The 19,295-nt window shown below is 64.8% G+C and carries 23 protein-coding genes; 15 read left to right on the forward strand and 8 right to left on the reverse strand.

All coding sequences use genetic code 11. The features are described from left to right. Positions 1-153: 153 nt before the first annotated feature. On the reverse strand, positions 154-1,020 hold the full coding sequence (locus ACZZZM_RS16390; RefSeq protein WP_463596470.1) for a glycine--tRNA ligase subunit alpha: 867 nt from the start codon (positions 1,018-1,020) through the stop codon (positions 154-156). Positions 1,021-1,126: 106 nt separating this feature from the next. Between ACZZZM_RS16390 and ACZZZM_RS16395 the strand changes: the two genes are divergently transcribed. The 6 genes from ACZZZM_RS16395 (at position 1,127) to pth (ending at position 5,306) form a co-directional block, all read left to right on the forward strand. Beyond that, positions 1,127-2,161: a TraB/GumN family protein gene (locus ACZZZM_RS16395; protein ID WP_463596143.1), complete on the forward strand. Its 1,035-nt coding sequence runs from the start codon at positions 1,127-1,129 to the stop codon at positions 2,159-2,161. Then, positions 2,161-3,024, forward strand: coding sequence for a TraB/GumN family protein (locus tag ACZZZM_RS16400; protein WP_463596144.1), 864 nt, complete (start codon positions 2,161-2,163; stop codon positions 3,022-3,024). Before ACZZZM_RS16395 ends, ACZZZM_RS16400 begins: the two co-directional genes overlap by 1 nt. A gap of 60 nt (positions 3,025-3,084) precedes the next feature. Then, a complete protein-coding gene (locus ACZZZM_RS16405; RefSeq protein WP_463596145.1) occupies positions 3,085-3,417 on the forward strand; it encodes an ArsR/SmtB family transcription factor in 333 nt (110 codons plus the stop codon). Further along, positions 3,414-3,896: an SRPBCC family protein gene (locus ACZZZM_RS16410; protein ID WP_463596146.1), complete on the forward strand. Its 483-nt coding sequence runs from the start codon at positions 3,414-3,416 to the stop codon at positions 3,894-3,896. Before ACZZZM_RS16405 ends, ACZZZM_RS16410 begins: the two co-directional genes overlap by 4 nt. A gap of 143 nt (positions 3,897-4,039) precedes the next feature. Then, entirely contained in the window at positions 4,040-4,654 is a 615-nt protein-coding gene (locus ACZZZM_RS16415) for a 50S ribosomal protein L25/general stress protein Ctc (protein WP_463596147.1), read from the forward strand. A gap of 82 nt (positions 4,655-4,736) precedes the next feature. Next, entirely contained in the window at positions 4,737-5,306 is a 570-nt protein-coding gene (pth, locus tag ACZZZM_RS16420; RefSeq protein WP_463596148.1) for an aminoacyl-tRNA hydrolase, read from the forward strand. 143 nt (positions 5,307-5,449) lie between these two features. Here the strand turns inward: pth and ACZZZM_RS16425 are convergent, their stop codons facing one another. Continuing rightward, positions 5,450-6,451 carry a HupA family protein gene (locus ACZZZM_RS16425; protein ID WP_463596149.1) on the reverse strand — a complete coding sequence of 334 codons (1,002 nt, stop codon included), beginning with the start codon at positions 6,449-6,451 and terminating at the stop codon, positions 5,450-5,452. Between the two features lie 175 nt (positions 6,452-6,626). On the opposite strand from ACZZZM_RS16425, the gene ychF reads away from it, so the two are divergent. Continuing rightward, on the forward strand, positions 6,627-7,724 hold the full coding sequence (gene ychF / locus ACZZZM_RS16430) for a redox-regulated ATPase YchF (protein ID WP_463596150.1): 1,098 nt from the start codon (positions 6,627-6,629) through the stop codon (positions 7,722-7,724). A gap of 75 nt (positions 7,725-7,799) precedes the next feature. Then, the gene (locus tag ACZZZM_RS16435) at positions 7,800-8,381 is read left to right on the forward strand and encodes a hypothetical protein (protein WP_463596151.1); all 582 of its coding nucleotides are present in this window, start codon (positions 7,800-7,802) and stop codon (positions 8,379-8,381) included. On the opposite strand, the gene ACZZZM_RS16440 is transcribed toward ACZZZM_RS16435, so the two are convergent. After that, positions 8,382-8,777, reverse strand: a complete 396-nt coding sequence (locus ACZZZM_RS16440) for a MerR family transcriptional regulator (protein WP_463596152.1) — start codon at positions 8,775-8,777, stop codon at positions 8,382-8,384. Between the two features lie 42 nt (positions 8,778-8,819). Here ACZZZM_RS16440 and ACZZZM_RS16445 point away from each other — a divergent pair, with 42 nt between their 5' ends. The 4 genes from ACZZZM_RS16445 to ACZZZM_RS16460 are packed head-to-tail and all read left to right on the forward strand — an operon-like array spanning position 8,820 to position 12,671. Continuing rightward, complete coding sequence (locus tag ACZZZM_RS16445; RefSeq protein ID WP_463596153.1) at positions 8,820-9,575, forward strand: MauE/DoxX family redox-associated membrane protein; 756 nt, start codon at positions 8,820-8,822, stop codon at positions 9,573-9,575. Then, complete coding sequence (locus tag ACZZZM_RS16450) at positions 9,575-10,876, forward strand: hypothetical protein (protein WP_463596154.1); 1,302 nt, start codon at positions 9,575-9,577, stop codon at positions 10,874-10,876. Before ACZZZM_RS16445 ends, ACZZZM_RS16450 begins: the two co-directional genes overlap by 1 nt. Before the next feature lie 41 nt (positions 10,877-10,917). Continuing rightward, positions 10,918-12,183 (forward strand): alkaline phosphatase family protein, encoded by a 1,266-nt coding sequence (locus ACZZZM_RS16455; RefSeq protein WP_463596155.1) that lies wholly within the window; start codon positions 10,918-10,920, stop codon positions 12,181-12,183. A gap of 41 nt (positions 12,184-12,224) precedes the next feature. Continuing rightward, a complete protein-coding gene (locus ACZZZM_RS16460) occupies positions 12,225-12,671 on the forward strand; it encodes a MaoC family dehydratase (RefSeq protein ID WP_463596156.1) in 447 nt (148 codons plus the stop codon). A gap of 185 nt (positions 12,672-12,856) precedes the next feature. Here ACZZZM_RS16460 and ACZZZM_RS16465 read toward each other — a convergent pair whose 3' ends face one another. From ACZZZM_RS16465 to petA, 3 genes are read right to left on the reverse strand one after another with little or no spacing between them, the layout of a single operon-like run. Further along, positions 12,857-13,693: a cytochrome c1 gene (locus ACZZZM_RS16465; RefSeq protein WP_463596157.1), complete on the reverse strand. Its 837-nt coding sequence runs from the start codon at positions 13,691-13,693 to the stop codon at positions 12,857-12,859. A 15-nt stretch (positions 13,694-13,708) separates the two neighbouring features. Then, the gene (locus tag ACZZZM_RS16470) at positions 13,709-14,998 is read right to left on the reverse strand and encodes a cytochrome b (RefSeq protein WP_463596158.1); all 1,290 of its coding nucleotides are present in this window, start codon (positions 14,996-14,998) and stop codon (positions 13,709-13,711) included. A 12-nt stretch (positions 14,999-15,010) separates the two neighbouring features. After that, complete coding sequence (gene petA / locus ACZZZM_RS16475; protein WP_463596159.1) at positions 15,011-15,592, reverse strand: ubiquinol-cytochrome c reductase iron-sulfur subunit; 582 nt, start codon at positions 15,590-15,592, stop codon at positions 15,011-15,013. 171 nt (positions 15,593-15,763) lie between these two features. Here petA and ACZZZM_RS16480 point away from each other — a divergent pair, with 171 nt between their 5' ends. The 3 genes from ACZZZM_RS16480 to ACZZZM_RS16490 all read left to right on the forward strand — a co-directional run bounded on the left by ACZZZM_RS16480 (position 15,764) and on the right by ACZZZM_RS16490 (position 17,734). After that, the gene (locus ACZZZM_RS16480) at positions 15,764-16,216 is read left to right on the forward strand and encodes a tRNA (cytidine(34)-2'-O)-methyltransferase (RefSeq protein WP_463596160.1); all 453 of its coding nucleotides are present in this window, start codon (positions 15,764-15,766) and stop codon (positions 16,214-16,216) included. 88 nt (positions 16,217-16,304) lie between these two features. Next, the gene (hemF, locus tag ACZZZM_RS16485; protein WP_463596161.1) at positions 16,305-17,147 is read left to right on the forward strand and encodes an oxygen-dependent coproporphyrinogen oxidase; all 843 of its coding nucleotides are present in this window, start codon (positions 16,305-16,307) and stop codon (positions 17,145-17,147) included. Further along, complete coding sequence (locus ACZZZM_RS16490; protein WP_463596162.1) at positions 17,138-17,734, forward strand: GNAT family N-acetyltransferase; 597 nt, start codon at positions 17,138-17,140, stop codon at positions 17,732-17,734. Before hemF ends, ACZZZM_RS16490 begins: the two co-directional genes overlap by 10 nt. Here ACZZZM_RS16490 and ACZZZM_RS16495 read toward each other — a convergent pair. Both ACZZZM_RS16495 and ACZZZM_RS16500 read right to left on the reverse strand, forming a co-directional pair. After that, the gene (locus ACZZZM_RS16495; protein WP_463596163.1) at positions 17,701-18,438 is read right to left on the reverse strand and encodes a hypothetical protein; all 738 of its coding nucleotides are present in this window, start codon (positions 18,436-18,438) and stop codon (positions 17,701-17,703) included. The two genes, ACZZZM_RS16490 and ACZZZM_RS16495, sit on opposite strands and share 34 nt — an antisense overlap. Beyond that, positions 18,435-19,268 carry a hypothetical protein gene (locus ACZZZM_RS16500; protein WP_463596164.1) on the reverse strand — a complete coding sequence of 278 codons (834 nt, stop codon included), beginning with the start codon at positions 19,266-19,268 and terminating at the stop codon, positions 18,435-18,437. Before ACZZZM_RS16500 ends, ACZZZM_RS16495 begins: the two co-directional genes overlap by 4 nt. Positions 19,269-19,295: the final 27 nt, after the last annotated feature.

Below are 19,295 nucleotides of genomic sequence, written 5' to 3' on the forward strand. Positions count from 1 at the left end.
TTCCTCGCAGCGCAGTTCGAGGAGGAAGTCTTCAGCCACGGAGCACCTCCTGTTCCCCTGCGCAGGCAGGGGTCCAGACGAGGCAGTGCACGCTATCGCGTGCGATCTCGATATAGGGCTGGGCCCCTGCCTTCGCAGGGGAACAAGTGGAAATCACAGCGACCACTCCGGGTATTTGGCCTGCCATTCGGGGGTCATGTGCGTAATCCACGCTTCGCAGGAGCCCTTCGCGAGGTCGCGGACGCGGCCGATATAGGCCTGGCGTTCGGCTACGGAGATTACGCCGCGGGCCTGGAGCAGGTTGAAGAGGTGGCTCGCCTCGATCGCCTGTTCGTAGGCGGCGAGGGGCACGGCGTTGGCGAGGCAATTCTCGCATTCGGCCATTGCCTTGCGGAAGCCTTCGAACAGCGTCTCGGTGTCGGCGACTTCGAAATTGTATTTGGACATCTGCTTCTCGTTTTCGAGAAACACGTCGCCGTACGAGACTCCGCGGTCGTTGAAGGCGAGGTCGTACACGCTGTCCTTGTTCTGGATGTACATCGCGAGGCGTTCGAGCCCGTAGGTGAGTTCGCCGGCGACGGGCTTGCAATCAAACCCGCCCATTTGCTGGAAATAGGTGAACTGGGTGACTTCCATCCCGTCGCACCACACTTCCCAGCCAAGGCCCCAGGCGCCGAGCGTGGGGCTTTCCCAATCGTCTTCGACGAAGCGGATGTCGTGGCGGGTGAAGTCGACGCCGATCGCCGCCAGGCTACCGAGATAGAGCTCCTGCAAATCTGGCGGGCTGGGCTTCAGGATGACCTGGTACTGGTAATAATGCTGGAGGCGGTTGGGATTCTCGCCATAGCGGCCGTCCGTCGGGCGGCGGCAGGGCTGGACGAAGGCGGCGTTCCACGGCTCGGGGCCGAGCGCCTTGAGCGTGGTGGCGGGGTGAAAGGTGCCCGCGCCCATCCGCATGTCATAGGGCTGGAGGATCACGCAGCCGCGCTCGCTCCAATAATCGTGGAGCTTCAGGGTCATGCGCTGGAAGCTGAGAGGCTGGGACATATCGCCGTCGCTTTGGCGCAGCGTTTCCAGAGGGTCAATGTGCGTTGACAGCGCTGCGGCGCCCTCGCAACCTTCCGGCATGGGAAGAATTGCCTGGGGGCTGGCCGCGGCTGCGCTGGCGATCGCGACTGCGGCGGTGGCGCAGAACGTGACCCGGCTGGTGCCTCCCCTGCCCTATGTGACCTATTCGCCCGACGAACGGCTGGCGCTGGCGGGCAAGCCGGTGATCGCCGAGGACGATGCACTGCACGAGGCAGCAGTGGCGAAGGAAAAGGCGCGGGTGGCGCTCGCCCAGCCTTATGCGCCGCGGCCGGCGATCTGGAAGATCTCGGACGCCGACACGAGCATCTACATCTTCGGGACGGTGCACAGCCTGCCGCCGGGCTTTCGCTGGCGCAATCCGGGGCTGGAGGCAGTGATCGTGCGGGCGGACCTGCTGCTGCTCGAATCGGTGGACGATGCCAATAGCGACGTGACCTTCAAGGAGGGCATGGCCGCGAACGTGCCGGTGCCGCCGCTGATCGAGCGCGTCTCGCATCGCACTCGCGCCAAGCTCGCTGAGATCCAGGCGGTGCTGCCCGAAGAGACCGTCGCCGAGCTCGACAAGATGCCGAGCTGGATCGCGGCGATGAGCCTGGGAACGGTGCGCGACCTGCTGGCAGGCGACATTCCGAGCCAGGGCGCCGACGATTGGCTGGAGAAGCATTTCGTCAGCTTGGGCCGGCCGGTCCAGGCGATCGAGGACAGCAAGGCAGTGGTGACCGATATCAATACCGTGCCCGAGGCGGCGCAGCGGCTGATGCTGGAAGCGGCGCTGCTCGCCCCGCCGCGCACGCATGAGGAGCTCGATGCGGCGGCGCATGCCTGGGCGCAGGGCCGGGTGGATGCGGATTCGCCTCTGATGATCATGCCCGAGAGCCTGGATCCGAGCGCGCTGATGGCCGATCCGCTGCTCAGCCGGCGCAACAATGCCTGGGTGGACAGTCTGATCGCGCGGCTTAGGGCGCAGCCAGGAACGATATTGTTCGCGGCGGGCGCGGGGCATTTCGTTGGGCCGGGATCGGTGATCGACTTGCTGGGCAAGCGTGGCTTGCGCGTCGAGCGCGTCCAGTAATGCGCCGCCTTTTTCCTTTTGCGCTGGCTTTGCTGGCGCTGGCCGGGTGCGGGCCGAAACCCGCCGACGATGCCGATCCGGCATTGTGGGTGGTGCGCGACGCGGACACCAGCATCTATCTGTTCGGCACGGTGCATATGCTCAAGCCCGGGGTCAGATGGTTCGACGAGCAGGTGCGCGCGGCGTTCGACAAGAGCGATGCGCTGATGTTGGAGGTGGTGCTGCCGGACGATGCCGAGATGGCGGCACTGGTGAGCGAATTGGGCACGGCCGCGCCGGGCGATGGGCCGCCGGCGGAAGCGGCGGAGGAGGTGCGCGCGGCGCTGACCGGGCTGGGCATGCCGCCGGACATGCTCGATCGCAGCGAGCCCTGGCTGGCGGCGACCTTGCTCGCGTCGCTGCCGCTGCAGAAGCTGGGCTATCGGCCCGATCAGGGCGCGGAAGCGGTACTGACCGCGGCGGCGCGCAAGGCGGGCAAGCCGGTGGCGGGGTTCGAGAGCGTGCGCGAGCAATTGGGCTATTTTGACGGGCTGTCCAAGCCGGCGCAGCGGGCCTTGCTGGCCGAGACGCTCGAAGGGCTGCCCGATGCGGGCAGGACGCTCGACCAGGCAGTGGCGGCGTGGAGCGCGGGCGATGCCGACAAGCTCGGGGCGCTGGTCAATGACGATGTCGCCGCCTCACCCGAAGTCGCGCAGATGCTGCTATTCAAGCGCAACCAGCGCTGGGCCGACTGGATCGCCAGGCGGATGGCGCAGCCGGGGACGGTGTTCGTCGCGGTGGGCGCGGGGCATCTGGCGGGAGCGGGCGATGTTCAGGACGAGCTGGCGAAGCGCGGGCTCAAGGTGGAGCGCGTCCGCTACTGAAACTTGACTAAGCGGCGACTCGTATCTAACCAATAGGTTATATAACCTAGAGGTTAGCGAATGGACGCGCTCAGCACTACTTTCTCCGCTCTGGCCGACCCGACTCGCCGGGCGATCCTGGCGCGGCTTGCCTCGGGCGAGGCTTCGGTCGGCGAGCTGGCCCAGCCCTTTGCAATGAGCGGGCCGGCGGTGACCAAGCATTTGAAGGTGCTCGAGCGCGCCGGGCTGATCTCGCGCGGGCGATCGGCGCAGCAGCGCCCTGCCCGGCTCGAGGCGGAAAAGCTCAAGGCCGCGACCGAATGGCTGATCGAATATCGCCGCTTCTGGGAAGCCCGGTTCGACGATCTCGACGCCTATCTCGCCGACATCCAGAAGGAAGGAACAGCAAAATGACCGATAATCTTCCCGGCCCGGGCTATGTCATGCATCTCGAACGGACCTTCGCGGCGCCACGCAGGCTAGTGTTCGATTGCCTGATCAAGGCCGAGCATCTCGCGCGCTGGTGGGGTCCGCGCGGCTTCGACGTTCCGCTTTGCGAGAGCGATCCGGTGCCGGGCGGCAGGCTGGTGCTGCACATGCGCGGGCCGGAGCCGCATGGCGTCAATCCGGTGGAGGGCGAGTTCGTCGAGGTATCGCCGCCCGACCGGCTGAGTTTCGTGCTGCGCGGCTTTCCGGGCGAGGACGGCAGCTGGGGGATCGAGCACCTTACCACGATGGACTTCAGCGATGCAGCCGAGGGCGGCACCTGCATGCGGATGTCCACTGAAGTGAAGCAGGTCAGCGACGCGCTCCGCCCCGCGCTGGGCGGCATGCGCCAGGGCTGGAGCGAAAGCTTCGACAAGATGGAAGAGCTCATGTGGGAGATCGGCTAGCGGCCTCCGCCCTTGCCTTGGCGGGGGAGGAAAGCGCAACTTGCCATTTTGCATCCTCGCGCATATAGGCGCGCGTTCCGTGCCAGGGTCATCCCTGGAGGCCTGGCCGGTGACTGTTTAACTCAAGCTATTGGAATCGACACATGAGCGAAGCGCTTACGCTGTCGGCCGAGACGCGCGAACAGGTTGGCAAGGGAGCCTCCCGTTTGCTTCGTCGCGAAGGCCGCGTCCCCGCCGTGATCTACGGCAACAAGGCAGATCCTGCCGCTATCCACGTCAACGAGCGCGAGCTCATGAAGCTGCTGATGACCGGCCACTTCATGAATTCGGTCGTGATGGTCAACGGTGAGCGCACGCTGCCGAAGGACGTCGCTTTCGACGTCGTATCGGATCGCCCGATCCACGTCGATTTCCTGCGCATCGGCGAGCATTCGAGCGTGCACGTCAACGTGCCGATCATCTTCGCTGACGAAGAAGCATCGCCCGGCATCAAGCGCGGCGGCGTGCTCAACATCGTTCGCCACGAGCTCGAGCTGATCTGCGACGCGTCCGAGATTCCGGACGATATCACGATCTCGCTCGCAGGCGTTGAAGTCGGCGACTCGATCCACATCTCGTCGGTGACGCTGCCCAAGGGCGCGAAGTCGGCAATCACCGACCGCGACTTCACCATCGCGACGGTCGTCGCTCCGTCGGCGCTCAAGTCGAGCGAAGGCGATACGGCAACCGAGGGCGAGGCTCCGGCCGAGGGCGAATAAGCCTTCCGACGAACTTCGCAGTTCAAAAAATCGCCTCCGCGCCTTAGGGCTCGGAGGCGATTTTGTTTTTGGGATATTATCGATGCAATTGTGGGTGGGACTGGGCAATCCGGGGCCGACATATGCGATGCATCGCCACAATGTCGGGTTCATGGCGGTGGAGACGATCGCCGAGGTGCATGACTTTTCCGCGCCCAAGAAGCAGTTCCAAGGCTGGACCCAGGAAGGGCGGATCGGAGCGGAAAAGTTGATCCTGCTCAAGCCCGGGACCTTCATGAACGAGAGCGGCCGCGCCGTGCGATCGGCGATGGACTTTTACAAGCTGGAGCCGGGCGACGTCACGATCTTCCACGACGAACTCGATCTGGCGCCGTTCAAGGTCAAGGTGAAGATCGGTGGCGGCACGGCGGGGCATAACGGCCTGCGTTCGACCGACGCGCATATCGGGCCCGATTTCCGCCGCGTGCGATTGGGCATCGGCCATCCGGGGCATAAGGACCGCGTGACTGGCTATGTCCTCGGCAATTACGCCAAGGCCGAGATCGAGGATTTGAGCGACATGCTCGGCGCGATTGCGGCGGAGGCGCCGTGGCTGGCTGCGCGCGACGACGTGCGGTTCATGAACGACGTGGCGATGCGGCTGGCGCGGTAAAAACTCAATTCCTCCCTCGCTTCAGCGGGGGAGGTGGCATGCGCAGCATGATGGAGGGGCCTATCCGCGAGCGCATTGCTTGCGGATAGGCCCCCTCCACCACTTCGTGGTCCCTCCCCCGCTTCGCGAGGGAGGAATGTACGTTACGACTTCTTGCCGACGATCTGGCCGACCAAGCGCTGGTTGGCGGCGGTGCCGGAGAAGGTGATGCCGATCTCGGCGCCCTGCGAACCGAAGAAGCCGCCCGCGATCGTACCGGTGAGCGGACCGCCGGTGGTGAAGCTGCCGGTGAACTGGTTCTGCCCGGCGGGGATCGCACCCTGGGCCGTGAAGTTGGCATAGGCCGAGGTCGCGCCGCCGGCAGTGGTCTGGGTCAGGGCGAAGGTGATATCGACCATGCCGGTCGAGAAGTTGACTGAGACCGTGGCGGTGCCGCCAATGCGGTTGATCGCAGTGACGCCGCCGGTGGTGTTCACGACGCGGCCGTTGACTGCGACGGTATAGGCCTGGGTGGCGGTCGTCGGCATATCGGTCAGCGCGGTCGGGAAGCCGAACACGGTATACGTCAGGCGCTTGATGCCCGCGGTCGATTCGCCGCGATACCAATTGGCGTAGCTCACGCGCGTCAGCGAGCCGAGCAGCGCATTGCTGGTCACGCTGCCGGTGATCGAATTGTTGAGGAATTCGAGCTGCGAGAAATTGCCGGCCAGCGCGCCGGTGGCAGTGCTGGTGTTGCGGAACACGAATTCGGTGTTGGCAGCTGCCGAAGGCGTGGTCAGATCGGCAGGGACGAAGCGCGATTCTTCGGAGGCTTCGCGGATCACATAAAGCGTGCCCGCGGTCGCGATCGCGCCGCTGGTCGCCAGGCGGACGCGATCCGAACGGCTCTCGGTGCCTGCAGCGCCGAGGGTCACGGCGCCAGCCGTAGGATCACCGGTGAAGTTGGTCGATGCGTTGATCGTTGTGAACTCGGCGGCGGCAGTGGCTGCCAGCGGAAGCGCCGCATAGGTCGGCGACGCAGTCGGTGTCGGAGTGGGCGTGGCAGTCGGGGTCGGCGTCGGGCTGGGGGTGTCGTTGCCGCCCTTGCAGCCGGAGAGAATAATGGTCGCTGCGGCAGCGCTCATGAAGATGTGACGGCGAATCATTCCCAACTCCTCGGAATACGGTCTTTGCCCTTAAGGGCTCGGCCCCCCTGTACCCCAGATGAACGGGGGTAGGTCAAGCCAAGCCCGACGAGCATGAGACCAACGTGCTGGAAAAGCCGCCGGGAAGCCTCTATCGGGCGCGCTTCTCCATCATTTCTTCGAACGGGCATTTCTCATGGGTTTCCGCTGCGGCATCGTTGGTCTGCCCAACGTCGGCAAATCGACGCTCTTCAACGCACTCACCGAAACTGCAGCGGCGCAGGCGGCGAATTATCCGTTCTGCACGATCGAGCCGAATGTCGGCAACGTTGCGGTCCCCGATGCGCGGCTGAACAAGCTCGCCGAAATCGCCGGCTCGGCCAAGATCATCGAAACCCAATTGGGCTTTGTCGATATCGCCGGCCTGGTGCGCGGCGCGAGCAAGGGCGAAGGTCTTGGCAACCAGTTCCTCGGCAATATCCGCGAAGTCGATGCAATCGTCCATGTGCTGCGCTGCTTCGAGAATGACGACATCCAGCATGTCGACAACAAGGTCGATCCGATCGCCGATGCCGAGACGGTCGAGACCGAGCTGATGCTCGCCGATCTGGAATCGCTCGAGAAGCGCGTCCCCGCCGCCGCCAAGAAGGCGACGCAGGGCGACAAGGACGCAAAGGTCGTCGCCTCCGTGCTTGGGCAGGCGCTCGAGCTGCTGCGCGAAGGCAAGCCCGCGCGTCTCACCCAGCCGCGCGATGCCGAGGAAGCACGCGCCTTTGCCCAGGCGCAGTTGCTCACCGGCAAGCCCGTCCTCTATGTTTGCAACGTCAACGAGGAGGACGCCGCGAACGGCAATGCGCTGTCCGCCAAGGTCTTCGAGAAGGCCAAGGCCGAGGGCGCCGAGGCAGTGGTCGTCTCGGCCGCGATCGAAGCCGATATCGCAACCATGCCTGCCGAAGAGCGCGGCGACTTCCTGGCCGAGCTGGGCCTTGAGGAAACCGGCCTCGCCCGCGTGATCAACGCTGGATACAAGCTCCTGCACCTGCTGACCTTCTTCACTGTCGGCCCCAAGGAAGCACGCGCCTGGACGGTGCATCAGGGCGCGACTGCACCCGAGGCCGCAGGCGTGATCCACACCGATTTCGAGAAGGGCTTCATCCGCGCCGAGACGATCGCGTTCGACGATTATGTCGCGCTGGGCGGGGAATCGAAGGCGCGCGAAGGCGGCAAGCTGCGCGCCGAGGGCAAGGCCTATGTCGTCCATGACGGCGACGTGATGCACTTCCTGCACAGCTAATACGCAAGCGCGAAGGTCTGGCGCTCGGGATTTTGCGTGTTAGCGTGGTCGCACACTAACACCGAAAGGTTCCGCATGCCCCGTCTCGCAGTTCGTGCCCTCGCCGCAGCGGCGTTACTAGCCCTTTCCGCGCTTCCTGCCGGTGCCCAACAGGCGCCCGCCGCCGCACCCGTGGCAGACCCGTTTGCCGGCCTGCCCGCGCCCAAGGCCGAGGACGTCGCCTCGATCGAAGGCATCCTGGCGGCGCTGTACGGCTCGATCTCTGGCGATGTCGGGCAGAAGCGCGACTGGGACCGCTTTCGCTCGCTTTTCTATCCCGGCGCCAAGCTGATGCCGACGGGCACGCCCAAGGGCGCCGAGGTGGCGCGGGTGCGGGCGCTGACGCCGGAGGATTATGTCCGCACCAGCGGGGCTTTTCTGGAGCGCATCGGCTTCCACGAAGTCGAGATCGCGCGGAAGATCGAGCGCTACGGCCATGTCGCGCACGTTTTCTCGACCTATGACGGCAAATCGCAGAGCACCGACCTGCCGCCCTCGATCCGCGGCATCAACAGCATCCAATTGTTCAACGACGGCAAGCGTTGGTGGGTGATCAACATTTTCTGGATGCAGGAATCCGAGGCGTTTCCGATCCCGAAGGAATATCTGCCGGGCTGATCACCCCTCGAACGCCGAGAGGATCGGGCACGGCCCTGCCCCGCCCTTTCCGCATTCGTGCGCGAGCTTCTGGAGCGAATCGCGGGCGCGGGTGAGTTCGGCGATCTTTTGGTCGAGCGCCTCGATGCGCTCGCGGGCAAGGCTGCGGGCCTGGGCGCGATCGTCGCGGGCGTCCAGGTCGAGCAACTCGGCGATCTGATCGAGGGTGAACCCCGCCGCCTGGGCCGAGCGGATGAAGCGCAGCCGGCGCGCGTCCACTTCGCCATAGCGGCGGACGCCGCCATAGAATGCCGCGCGCTCGGGCGCCTCGAGCAGCCCGCGGCGCTGATAATAGCGCACCGTCTCGACACCGACGCCGCCCGCCGCGGCGAGTTTTCCGATGGTCATTCCCGACATCGCTTGACTCCGTACCATGGTACAGGGGCTATATAGCGCGGCATGGCGAACGAATCCAAGCGCGCTGCGCTCTATCGCATGGTCATGCCGGGGCATGTCTGCCCTTATGGCGTGAAATCCAAATGGCTGCTCGAGAGCCATGGCTATGCGGTCGACGATCACTGGCTGACGACGCGCGCCGAGACCGATGCGTTCAAGGCCGACCATGGGGTCGCCACGACGCCGCAGACCTTTATCGGCGGCAAGAGGATCGGCGGGAACGACGATCTGCGGCGTTTCCTCGGCAAGCGCGTCCCCGAAAAGGGCGCGACCAGCTACACGCCGATCGTCGCGGTGCTGGGGATGACCGCGCTGATGGCGATGGCGGCGAGCCATGCCGTGACGGGGTCGCCCTTCACGGTGCGCGCCGCCGAATGGTTCGTGAGCTTCGGGATGATCGTGCTGGCGATGCTCAAGCTGCAGGATGTCGAGCGCTTCTCGACCATGTTTCTCAATTACGATCTGCTTGGCAACCGTTGGGTGCCCTATGCCTATCTCTATCCCTTTGCCGAGGGGCTGGCAGGGGTGCTGATGGCCGCGGGGGTGCTCGACTGGCTGTCGATCCCGCTGGCGTTGTTCATCGGCGGCGTGGGCGCGGCTTCGGTGTTCAAGGCGGTGTATGTGGACAAGCGCGAACTGAAGTGCGCTTGCGTGGGCGGCGCGAGCAATGTGCCCTTGGGGTTCGTCTCGCTCACCGAGAATTTGTTCATGATCGGCATGGCGGTGTGGATGCTGGTTCGCCCTATGGGGGGCATGTGATGCGCGCGGCTTTGACGGCTCTGGCCCTGCTCGCCCCCGGCATTGCCGCGGCGCAGGATCATTCGATGCATGGCGTGCCGATGCCGGCTCCCGCGCCTTCGCCGACGCCGGCGCCTGCCCCGCAGGATCATTCGATGCACGATATGGGCGCGAAGGCACCCGAACAGGCGCCCAATGCTTCGCCGGGCTCGGGCACGGCTCTGCTGCCCGCTGCCGAAGGCGCGATGCACGGGCTGCATCTTACCGCGGGAGACTGGATGGTGATGGCGCATGGGGTGGTCAATCTGGTTCACACCGATCAGGGCGGACCGCGCGGCGGGGACATGAGCTTCGTCCAGTCGATGGCGATGCTGAGCGCCAGCCGCGAACTGGAGGGCGGCCGGGTGGAGTTCCGCGCGATGGGCAGCCTCGAGCCGGCAATGGGCCAGCGGGGCTATCCCAACCTGTTTGCGAGCGGCGAGACTGCGCATGGCCGGCCGCTGGTCGATCGGCAGCATCCGCATGACTTGTTCATGGAGCTCTCGGCCCGCGCCGAATTGGATGTCGCGCCGGGCACCAGCCTCTCCCTGTACGGCGGCCCCGTCGCCGAGCCTGCGCTCGGTCCCAGCGCCTTCATGCACCGCCGCTCAGCGCGCTATCTGGCGCTGTCGCCGATCTCGCACCATTGGTTCGACAGCACGCACATCACTTATGGCGTGGTGACCGCAGGCGTGCGCAACCGGACTTTCCAGCTCGAAGGCTCCGCGTTCAAGGGCCGCGAGCCGGACGAGGAGCGCTGGAATCTCGATGCCCCGAAGCTCGACAGCTGGAGCGTGCGTGCGACCTTCACGCCATCACCGAACTGGGCGGTGCAGCTCAGCCATGGCAGGCTGAAGGAGCCCGAGGCGCAGCATGCCGGCGAGGACGAAAGGCGGACCACCGCGAGCGTGCATTATGCGCGGGGCGGCTTTTCGGCGATGCTTGCCTTCGCGGCAAAGGACCGCGTGCCGGGCGATACGCTGACGGCCTGGGTCGGCGAGGCGAATTGGGACCTGTCAAAGCATCACAGCCTGTTCGGGCGAATCGAGAATGTCGCGAATGACGAGCTGTTTCCGGATCACGCGCATCCGCTGCACGATCGCAAGTTTCGCGTTACGCGGTTCGAGGGGGGCTATGCCTATCGCGTGCCGCTGGGCGACGCGGTGCAGCTCGCTTTGGGGGGGAGCGTTGCCGCTTATGCCAAGCCCCGCGCACTGGATGGCTTTTACGGCCGCGCGCCGGTGAGCGGCACGCTGTTCGCACGGCTTTCGCTTGGCGATTAGGAGACTTTCGCGCGCAACAAAGCGGTGCCACAAGTCTGGCCATGCGCTCAATTTTCACTCTCGCCGCGGTGCTCGCCGCTTTCCTTCAGCCAGGCGCGGCCGCCACCGCCGCCGCGCAAACCGTGGCAACGGAGGCCGGGCCGCCGGTCACTATCCTGATCTCGATCGACGGCTTTCGGCCCGATTATCTCGAGCGCGGCGTCACTCCCAATCTCTCGGCGCTCGCCGCGAAGGGCGCGAGTGCAGCGATGCGGCCGAGCTTTCCGAGCAAGACCTTCCCCAATCACTGGACGATCGTCACCGGCCTGCGCCCCGACCGCAACGGCATCGTCGCCAACAAGATGGAGGATGCCGCCCGCCCCAAGGAAGTCTTCACCATGGCGACCGACGATCCGTTCTGGTGGAACCAGGCCGATCCGATATGGGTGGACGCGGAGAAAGCGGGCATCCGCACCGCGACGATGTTCTGGCCCGGCTCCAACGTGCCCGTGGGCGGCACCAAGGCGCAGCAATGGCCGTATAAGATCACCGGCGGCACGCGGCCTTCGGACTGGGCGCAGTTCAACCAGATGATCAGCGACGAGCAGCGGGTCAATGGCGTGCTCGACTGGATGCGCCGTCCAGCGGCGATCCGCCCCCGCTTCGTCACTACCTATTTCGACTTGGTTGACACGATCGGCCATGAATACGGCCCCGATGACCAGCGCACGACCGATGCGGTTGCCGAGATCGATAGACGCATCGGCGATCTGGTGGCCGGGCTGGCGCAGCTGAACCAGCCCGCCAATCTAGTCATCGTCGCCGATCATGGCATGGCGCAGACGAGCAGCGAGCGCGTCGCCTTGCTGACCGATTATGTTGCCAAGGACGATTTCCGCCTGGTCGAAGGCGGCCCCTATGCCAGCCTGTTCCCGGCCGAGGGCAAGCAGGCCAAGGTCGAAAAGGCTTTGCTGGGCAAGCATCCCCATTTCGAATGCTGGCGCAAAAGCGAGATCCCGGCGCGCTTCCATTATGGAACGCACCCGCGCATCCCGCCGATCCTGTGCCTGGCTGAACCGGGCTGGGAAGTGGGCGATCGCGCGCCCAGGGAGCCGGGCGTCGGCGGTGCCCATGGCTATGATGCCGAATCGCCCGAAATGGCGGCCTTGTTCATTGCCAACGGCCCGGACTTCCGCCCGGCGAAGCTGCCGGCGTTCGACAATGTCGATGTCTATCCGCTGCTGCGCCATTTGCTTGGGCTAGGGCCCAAGACGGGTCTGGACGGAACCGACACGACCTTCGTGAAGGTGCTGACCGCCCGCAGGTGAGCGGCCTTGCCAAACATCGGTTTTCATCCGAAACTGAAGCCATGCTCTATCTCGACGATATCCAGCCCGGCATGAAGCGCAGCTTCGGCCGCTATGAAGTCACGCGCGAAGAGGTCATCGACTTCGCCGGCAAATATGACCCGCAGCCATTTCACTTGTCCGACGAGGCTGCGGCGGCGACGCATTTCAAGCGGCTTGCCGCGAGCGGCTGGCACACCTGCGCGATGACCATGTCGATGTTCGTCGCCGAGATGAAGGCAAACCCCCAAGCCAGTTTGGGCGCGGCGGGAATCGACGAATTGCGGTGGCTCAAGCCGGTCTATCCCGGCGACGTGCTGCGCTGCGAGACCGAAGTGCTGGAAGTGACCCCTTCGCGCAGTCGCCCCGAAATGGGCAGCGTGCGCAGCCAGATGCGGACCTTCAACCAGGACGACGTGGCGGTGCTGAGCTTTATTTCGCTCGGGCTGATCGGGCGGCGGCCGGGCTGAGCGACCCCCCCCGGAACGGGGAGGTGGCAGCCGCAGGCTGACGGAGGGGGCACGCCACTAGCGGATCGCCCGCGGCACGCCCCCTCCACCAGCTTCCTGGTCCCCCTCCCCGTTCCGGGGAGGATCTAGAATCAAAAAGGCCGGGGTCTCCCCCGGCCTTTTCTGTTTGAGTCCTCAGCCGAAGCTCAGTGCTTCACGCCGCGCCAAACGGTCAGATACGCGCCATAGGCCAGGATCGTCGCGAAGATCAGGAAGCCGATCACTGCGAAGCCGGCCATCTTGCGGGTCTGCGCATGGGGCTCGGCAGTCCAGACGAGGAACGCCGAGACGTCCTTGGCCATCTGATCGACCGATGCGCGGGTGCCGTCGACATACGTCACCTGTCCTTCGCTGGTCAGCGGCGGCGGCATCGAGATGTTGAGGTTGGCGAAATAGGGATTGAAGAACATGCCCTCGGGCGGCTTGGCATAGTCGGGGAAGTGCTTGACCGCTTCCGCCGACGGCTTTTCGCCATAGCCGGTCAGCAGCGAATAGAGATACGCCCCGCCATCATGCCGCGCCTTGGCCATCAGGCTCAAATCGGGCGGGCTGCCGGTGCCGGCATAATAGACCTTGGGGATGCGATCCGAAGGCAGATTGTCGCGCTCGCCCCAGGTGCCGCCCTTCTCGTCGAACTGCGGATGCTTGGTGCCCCAGTCCTTGGCGATCTTCTTCACTTCGGCCTCGGTGTAGCCGAGCTGATGGAGTTCGCGGAACGAGACCATGTTGAGCGAGTGGCAGGTCGCGCAGACTTCCTTGTAAACCTGGAAGCCACGCTGGAGCTGCGCATTGTCGAACTTGCCGGTGATTCCGTCCGAGGCGAGATCGAGCTTCTTGGGATGCTTGTGCATCGCATGCTCGGCGGTCTCCGCCTCAGGCTCGGTGATCATCGTCTTGACCGTGCCAAACAGCGCGAGGCCGAGCACGAAGACGAACGCGCCCCCGATGAGGAATTTGAGCGAACGGATGAAGAGCGGAAACATTGGTCCTAATTCCCCTTACGCGCTCAGCGCCGTTTCGGTCATCCGCGAACCACCCTTGTCGCCCAGCACCGCCTCGGTGATCGAGTTGGGCAGCGGCTTGGGACGCTCGAGGCGCGAGATGATCGGCACGATGATCAGGAAGTGCGCGAAATAATAAGCGGAGGCGATCTGGCTGGTGATCACGACCCAGGGCGTTGCCGCCGAGCCGCCGCAATAGCCGAGGATCAGCACGTCGAGCACCAGCACCCAGAAGGCGATGCGATACATCGGGCGGAAATTGCCCGAGCGCACCGGCGACTTATCGAGCCAGGGCAGGAAGAACAGGATCAGGATCGACCCGAACATCGCCACCACGCCCCACAGCTTGGCCGGGATGATGAAGTCCGCGGTGAAGGCGCGGAGAATCGCGTAGAACGGCCAGAAATACCATTCGGGAACGATGTGCGCCGGCGTCGAGAGCGGGTTCGCCGGGATATAGTTATCGGGGTGGCCCAGATAATCCGGCAGGAAGAAAATGAAGATCGAGAAGACGATCATGAACACGCCGACCCCGAAGCCGTCCTTCGCCGTATAATACGGATGGAACGGCACGGTATCCTGCTCGCCCTTCACTTCCACGCCGGTCGGGTTGCCCGAACCGGGGATGTGCAGCGCCCAGATGTGCAGGATGACTGCACCCAGGATCACGAACGGCAGCAGATAATGGAGCGAAAAGAAGCGGTTCAGCGCGGCATCGTCCGGCGCATAGCCGCCGAGCAGCCAGATGCGGACCCAATCGCCGACCACCGGGATCGCCGAGAAGAAGCCGGTGATGACCTGCGCACCCCAGAAGCTCATCTGACCCCAGGGAAGCACATAGCCCATGAACGCGGTTGCCATGGTCAGCAGGAAGATCGTCACGCCAAGCAGCCACACCATCTCGCGCGGCGCCTTGTACGATCCGTAATAGAGCCCGCGGAACATGTGGATGTAGATCACGGTGAGGAACATCGAGGCGCCGTTGGCGTGCGCGAAACGCAGGAACCAGCCGGCGTTGACGTCGCGCATGATGCCGACATTGACCGAATTGAATGCGCTGGCGGCCGAGGAGTGGAAGTGCATCGCCAGCACGATGCCGGTGATGATCTGCACCATCAGCGCGACCCCGGCGAGGACGCCGAAGTTCCAGAAATAATTGAGATTGCGCGGGACCGGATAGCCGGCGCCGACAGCGTTATAGACGAAGCGCGGAAGCGGCAGCTTCTCGTCGAGATACCGCATCAGCGGGTTCTTCGGCTCGTAATGCTTTGCCCAGGGGAAGCTCATTGGCTGCTATCCTCAACCGACCACGACGACAGTGTCGGACGTGAATTCATATTCGGGAACCATCAGGTTCGTCGGCGCCGGACCCTGACGGATGCGGCCCGCAGTATCGTATGCCGAGCCGTGGCACGGGCAGAAATATCCGCCGAACGGTCCGCGATTTTCGCCCTCGCCCGCGCCCAGCGGCACGCAGCCGAGATGGGTGCACACCCCGAGCGTGATCAGCCAGTTCTGCTTGCCTTCCTTCGTGCGGTCGGCGAGCGACTGCGGGTCGCGCAGGCTGGAAATCGGCACGGCATCGGCCTGTGAGATCTCGGCAGGCGTCAAATTGCGAACGAACAAGGGCTGCTTGCGGAAGCTCGTCTTGATCGCCTGGCCCGGCTCGATCGCCGACAAATCGATCTCGGTGCTCGAAAGCGCGAGCACGTCGGCCGAGGGGTTCATCGAATTGACCAGCGGCAGCACCACGACGCCAGCGCCCACGGCGGCGACCGAGGCCGCGGCATAGGTCAGGTAATCGCGGCGGCGCGGATTCTCGATCACGTCGCCGGGCGGGACCACCGTCTGGGTCGGGGAAACACCATCTTGCGTTGCCATGCTTCAGCCCTTGCACTTCAAAACTGCCCGCGGCGAACGCGCGGGATACGGACGTAGAGCCGCCCGGTTGCCCCCGGTGGCTTGGGGCGCTGATAGACGCGGGGATGCGCGTTTGCCAACAGCATTTTGACGGGCTTGTTCGCCGGCTGTGGAGAGCGCTAAGCGCGCACCATGCGCATCGCCCTGTTCCAGCCCGAGATCGCCGGCAATGTCGGTGCCGTCCTGCGGCTCGCCGCGTGCCTTGGGGCGGCGGTCGACCTGATCGAGCCGATGGGCTTTCCGTGGAGCGACAAGCGCCGCAAGCGATCGGCGATGGACTATGAGGATCATGTCGAGATCGCGCGCCATGCGGATTGGAATGCGTTCGCGGCGCAGGTACCGAGGCGGCTGGTGCTGTTCAGCACCAAGGGGGATACGCTGTTGCCCCAGGCAGGCTTCGACGCTGGGGACACCCTACTTTTCGGATCCGAAAGCGCCGGCGCGCCGGATTATGTCCACCTTTGCGCCGATCTGGTGGTGCGAATCCCGCTGAGGCCGGAGGTGCGTTCGCTCAACCTTGGCGTGTCGGCGGGCATCGCGCTCGCGGAAGCGCTGCGGCAGACCGATGGCTGGCCGGAGGGCTAAACACTCGCCTCCCCGGAAGGGAAGGGAATTTTAGTGAGACATTCTGCCCGCTCGACTTGTCCGCCCCGGTGCGGATAGGGACACGGCCATGAAACCGCTCGACACCCAACAGCAAACCGCGCGCACCTGGTTCGAGAGCTTGCGGGACCAGATCTGCGCGGAGTTCGAGCGCATAGAGTCCGAGACGGGATCGGATGCGCGTTTCGAATATGCCTCGTGGGACCGCACCGATCCCTCGGGCGCCCCCGGCGGCGGCGGGGTGCGCGGGGTGATGAAGGGCGAGGTCTTCGAGAAGGTCGGGGTCAACGTCTCGACCGTCGGCGGCGCATTCGAGGGCGATTTCGCCAAGACCATCCATGGCGCCGCAGAGAACCCCGAATTCTTCGCGACCGGCATCAGCCTGGTCGCGCATATGGCGAATCCGCATGTGCCCGCAGTGCATATGAACACGCGCTTCCTGTGCACCACCAAACGCTGGTTCGGCGGGGGTGCGGACCTCAACCCTCCAATTCCGTATGAAGCGGACACTGCCGAGTTCCATTCGGTTCTCAAGGCCGCCTGCGACCGCCATGATTCGGCGCATTATCCGCGCTTCAAGCAATGGGCCGACGATTATTTCTACATCCCGCACCGCAAGGTGCATCGCGGCGTCGGCGGGATCTTCTACGATCATCTGGAGAATGACTGGGACGCGGATTTCGCCTTCACCCAGGATGTCGGCCGGGCCTTTCTCGAGATTTTCCCGGCGCTGGTCCGGCGGCGGATGGGGATGGCGTTCACCGCGGCCGACAAGCAGCGCCAGCTCGAGTGGCGCGGGCGCTATGCCGAGTTCAACCTGATCTATGACCGGGGGACTTTGTTCGGGCTCAAGACCGGCGGCAATGTCGATGCGATTCTGATGAGCCTGCCGCCGATGGCTGCGTGGGACTGACGCCGGTCCCCGGCGACCATCTCGCCACGGTGGTCACGGCGCTCGAAATGGTCGAGCGGCCGCGGCCCAGGCCCCTGCCCGCCTCGCCCTTCCGGCTGGTCCGCTGGGAAACGCCCGATAGCGACCGCTATCGCGCATTGTTTCGCCGCGTCGGCGGGCCGTGGCTATGGTATTCGCGGCTGGCGATGGACGAGGAGCGGCTGCGCGCGATTCTCGATGATCCGCAAATCCATGTCTATGCTGCAGTGGATCGCGCCGGCGTCGAGATCGGCATGGTCGAGCTCGATTTCCGGACCGAGGCGATGTGCGGGCTGGCCTATTTCGGGCTGGTCCCGGAATTGACCGGCCGGGGGCACGGCAATTGGCTGATGGCGCACACTTTGGCGCTGGCGTGGCGGAAGGAGGTCCAGCGGCTGTGGGTGCACACCTGCACCCTCGATCATCCCGCAGCGCTGGGCTTTTATTGCCGGCATGGCTTCGTGCCGACCAAGCGGACGCTGGAGACCTTTCCCGATCCGCGCCTGCTCGGGCTGCTTCCGCCCGAGACTGCGCCTCAGATCCCGCTGCTCGGTTCGGTCCGCCGATAGGCCGAGACGCGCACCAGCGCGAGCGTGATCCAGGCCAGTCCGCCGATGACGGCGATCAGCACATAGCCCGCCGCTTCCAGGATCTGATTATCGCCGGCCATCGCGCTGGCGAGCCCCAAGAGCACGCTGCCGAGCAGGATCACGAACAATGCGGCGAGGAGCGTCGCCGCGACGGCGCCGAGCAGCACCAGCCAGCGGACACCGTCGCTGCGCTGCCAGCCCTGGCGGAATGCGCCGAGAATGCCCTGTTCGGGGGCGGCGACCAGCGCCGGCACCGCAAGCCATGTTTTCCCGAATATCAACAGCCCTGGCAGCAGGAAAAGCGACGCGCCAAGGCCGAACAGGACCGAGCCGATCAAATCGACTGCGATCAACGGCAGCAGCTGGCGCAAGGTGAGCGCCAGCGCCTCCCCCAGCGTCCGCTGCCCAGGGCGCAGGAACAGCATGAACACCGCAAAGGTGCCGAAATCGATGAACAGATTGGCGAGCAGGAACGACAGCAGATTGTCGCTGTAGAACTGGCGGACGGTCTCGTTGAGCTTGGCCGGGTCCGGATCGGTCGGCAGCCCGCCCTGCGCCATCAGCAGCAGGATGCCGAGGATCGGCAGCACGAAGAACACGCCCGCGAGCGCGCTCAATATCTGCCGGTCGCTGCGCCACATCGCCCCGGCGTCGGCGAATACGCCGGAAATCGAAAGTCTCATGCGATGACCACGCCCTCGCGCAATCCCATCGCGGCGGTCAGCGCCAGATAGAGCTTGGCCGTGAAAGCCGGGATGAGCATGGTAAAGCCCGTCTGGACCGCGGCGACAACGATCGACGTCAACACACCGGCCAGGCTGACGCCGGCGCTGTCACCGCCCGCGATCAACGCGAAGACGCTGCCGAACACGGTCTTTGCCGCGAGGATCGATACCCAGGAGACGAGCATGAAGAGCAGGATCACGCCGATGACGCGCCACGTCATCCCGCGCGTCAGCTTGAAAGACTGGCTGAGCGTGCTCAGCCAGCGCCCCTCGCGGACGATTACCGGCGTGATCACGATCAGCCGCGCCATTGCCCAGAGGAAGAATGCGACGAACAGAATGGCGTAAATGGCGACGAAGCTTGCGAGACCCGGGCCAAGCTCGAAATCGCGGCGCTGCGCGATCGCCATCATATCGACTCCGTTCGCACCAAGCACGATCGGGATCGGCAGCAGGAGGACGAGGCAGACGGCGAGGCAGACAATCGTTACGGCGAGCGCCGCGGGCAACCGCTTGACCGCAAGCTTTCCGGCGCCGTTGCTGTCGGCCATGTCGAGCGCCATCGCGGTGATCGCCAGCGTACCCCAGATCGAAAGCAGCCCGAAGGCGAGCTGGACGAGTTGCAGCGTCAGGATCAGCCCGGCGTTCGCGCCTTCCATCGCGGCCTGGAAATTGCCTTCGATCGAAGCGGGGACGAAGAACGCCAGCAGCGCGATCGGCAGGATCGCAGCTATATTGTCGCTCAAAAATTCGGCCGTCCGGTCCCAGACGGTGCCCATCTTCACCATTGCCGCGTCGTCCCCTTCACTCTTGCC

The organism is Sphingomonas sp. AC522 (genome assembly GCF_979258125.1).

Bases quoted from the DNA above. Each gene is read 5' to 3' on its own strand.
- ACZZZM_RS16390 (WP_463596470.1), bottom strand. From the start codon at position 1,020: ATGACCCTGAAGCTCCACGATTATTGGAGCGAGCGCGGCTGCGTGATC.
- ACZZZM_RS16395 (WP_463596143.1), top strand. From the start codon at position 1,127: ATGGGAAGAATTGCCTGGGGGCTGGCCGCGGCTGCGCTGGCGATCGCG.
- ACZZZM_RS16400 (WP_463596144.1), top strand. From the start codon at position 2,161: ATGCGCCGCCTTTTTCCTTTTGCGCTGGCTTTGCTGGCGCTGGCCGGG.
- ACZZZM_RS16405 (WP_463596145.1), top strand. From the start codon at position 3,085: ATGGACGCGCTCAGCACTACTTTCTCCGCTCTGGCCGACCCGACTCGC.
- ACZZZM_RS16410 (WP_463596146.1), top strand. From the start codon at position 3,414: ATGACCGATAATCTTCCCGGCCCGGGCTATGTCATGCATCTCGAACGG.
- ACZZZM_RS16415 (WP_463596147.1), top strand. From the start codon at position 4,040: ATGAGCGAAGCGCTTACGCTGTCGGCCGAGACGCGCGAACAGGTTGGC.
- pth (WP_463596148.1), top strand. From the start codon at position 4,737: ATGCAATTGTGGGTGGGACTGGGCAATCCGGGGCCGACATATGCGATG.
- ACZZZM_RS16425 (WP_463596149.1), bottom strand. From the start codon at position 6,451: ATGATTCGCCGTCACATCTTCATGAGCGCTGCCGCAGCGACCATTATT.
- ychF (WP_463596150.1), top strand. From the start codon at position 6,627: ATGGGTTTCCGCTGCGGCATCGTTGGTCTGCCCAACGTCGGCAAATCG.
- ACZZZM_RS16435 (WP_463596151.1), top strand. From the start codon at position 7,800: ATGCCCCGTCTCGCAGTTCGTGCCCTCGCCGCAGCGGCGTTACTAGCC.
- ACZZZM_RS16440 (WP_463596152.1), bottom strand. From the start codon at position 8,777: ATGTCGGGAATGACCATCGGAAAACTCGCCGCGGCGGGCGGCGTCGGT.
- ACZZZM_RS16445 (WP_463596153.1), top strand. From the start codon at position 8,820: ATGGCGAACGAATCCAAGCGCGCTGCGCTCTATCGCATGGTCATGCCG.
- ACZZZM_RS16450 (WP_463596154.1), top strand. From the start codon at position 9,575: ATGCGCGCGGCTTTGACGGCTCTGGCCCTGCTCGCCCCCGGCATTGCC.
- ACZZZM_RS16455 (WP_463596155.1), top strand. From the start codon at position 10,918: ATGCGCTCAATTTTCACTCTCGCCGCGGTGCTCGCCGCTTTCCTTCAG.
- ACZZZM_RS16460 (WP_463596156.1), top strand. From the start codon at position 12,225: ATGCTCTATCTCGACGATATCCAGCCCGGCATGAAGCGCAGCTTCGGC.
- ACZZZM_RS16465 (WP_463596157.1), bottom strand. From the start codon at position 13,693: ATGTTTCCGCTCTTCATCCGTTCGCTCAAATTCCTCATCGGGGGCGCG.
- ACZZZM_RS16470 (WP_463596158.1), bottom strand. From the start codon at position 14,998: ATGAGCTTCCCCTGGGCAAAGCATTACGAGCCGAAGAACCCGCTGATG.
- petA (WP_463596159.1), bottom strand. From the start codon at position 15,592: ATGGCAACGCAAGATGGTGTTTCCCCGACCCAGACGGTGGTCCCGCCC.
- ACZZZM_RS16480 (WP_463596160.1), top strand. From the start codon at position 15,764: ATGCGCATCGCCCTGTTCCAGCCCGAGATCGCCGGCAATGTCGGTGCC.
- hemF (WP_463596161.1), top strand. From the start codon at position 16,305: ATGAAACCGCTCGACACCCAACAGCAAACCGCGCGCACCTGGTTCGAG.
- ACZZZM_RS16495 (WP_463596163.1), bottom strand. From the start codon at position 18,438: ATGAGACTTTCGATTTCCGGCGTATTCGCCGACGCCGGGGCGATGTGG.
- ACZZZM_RS16500 (WP_463596164.1), bottom strand. From the start codon at position 19,268: ATGGTGAAGATGGGCACCGTCTGGGACCGGACGGCCGAATTTTTGAGC.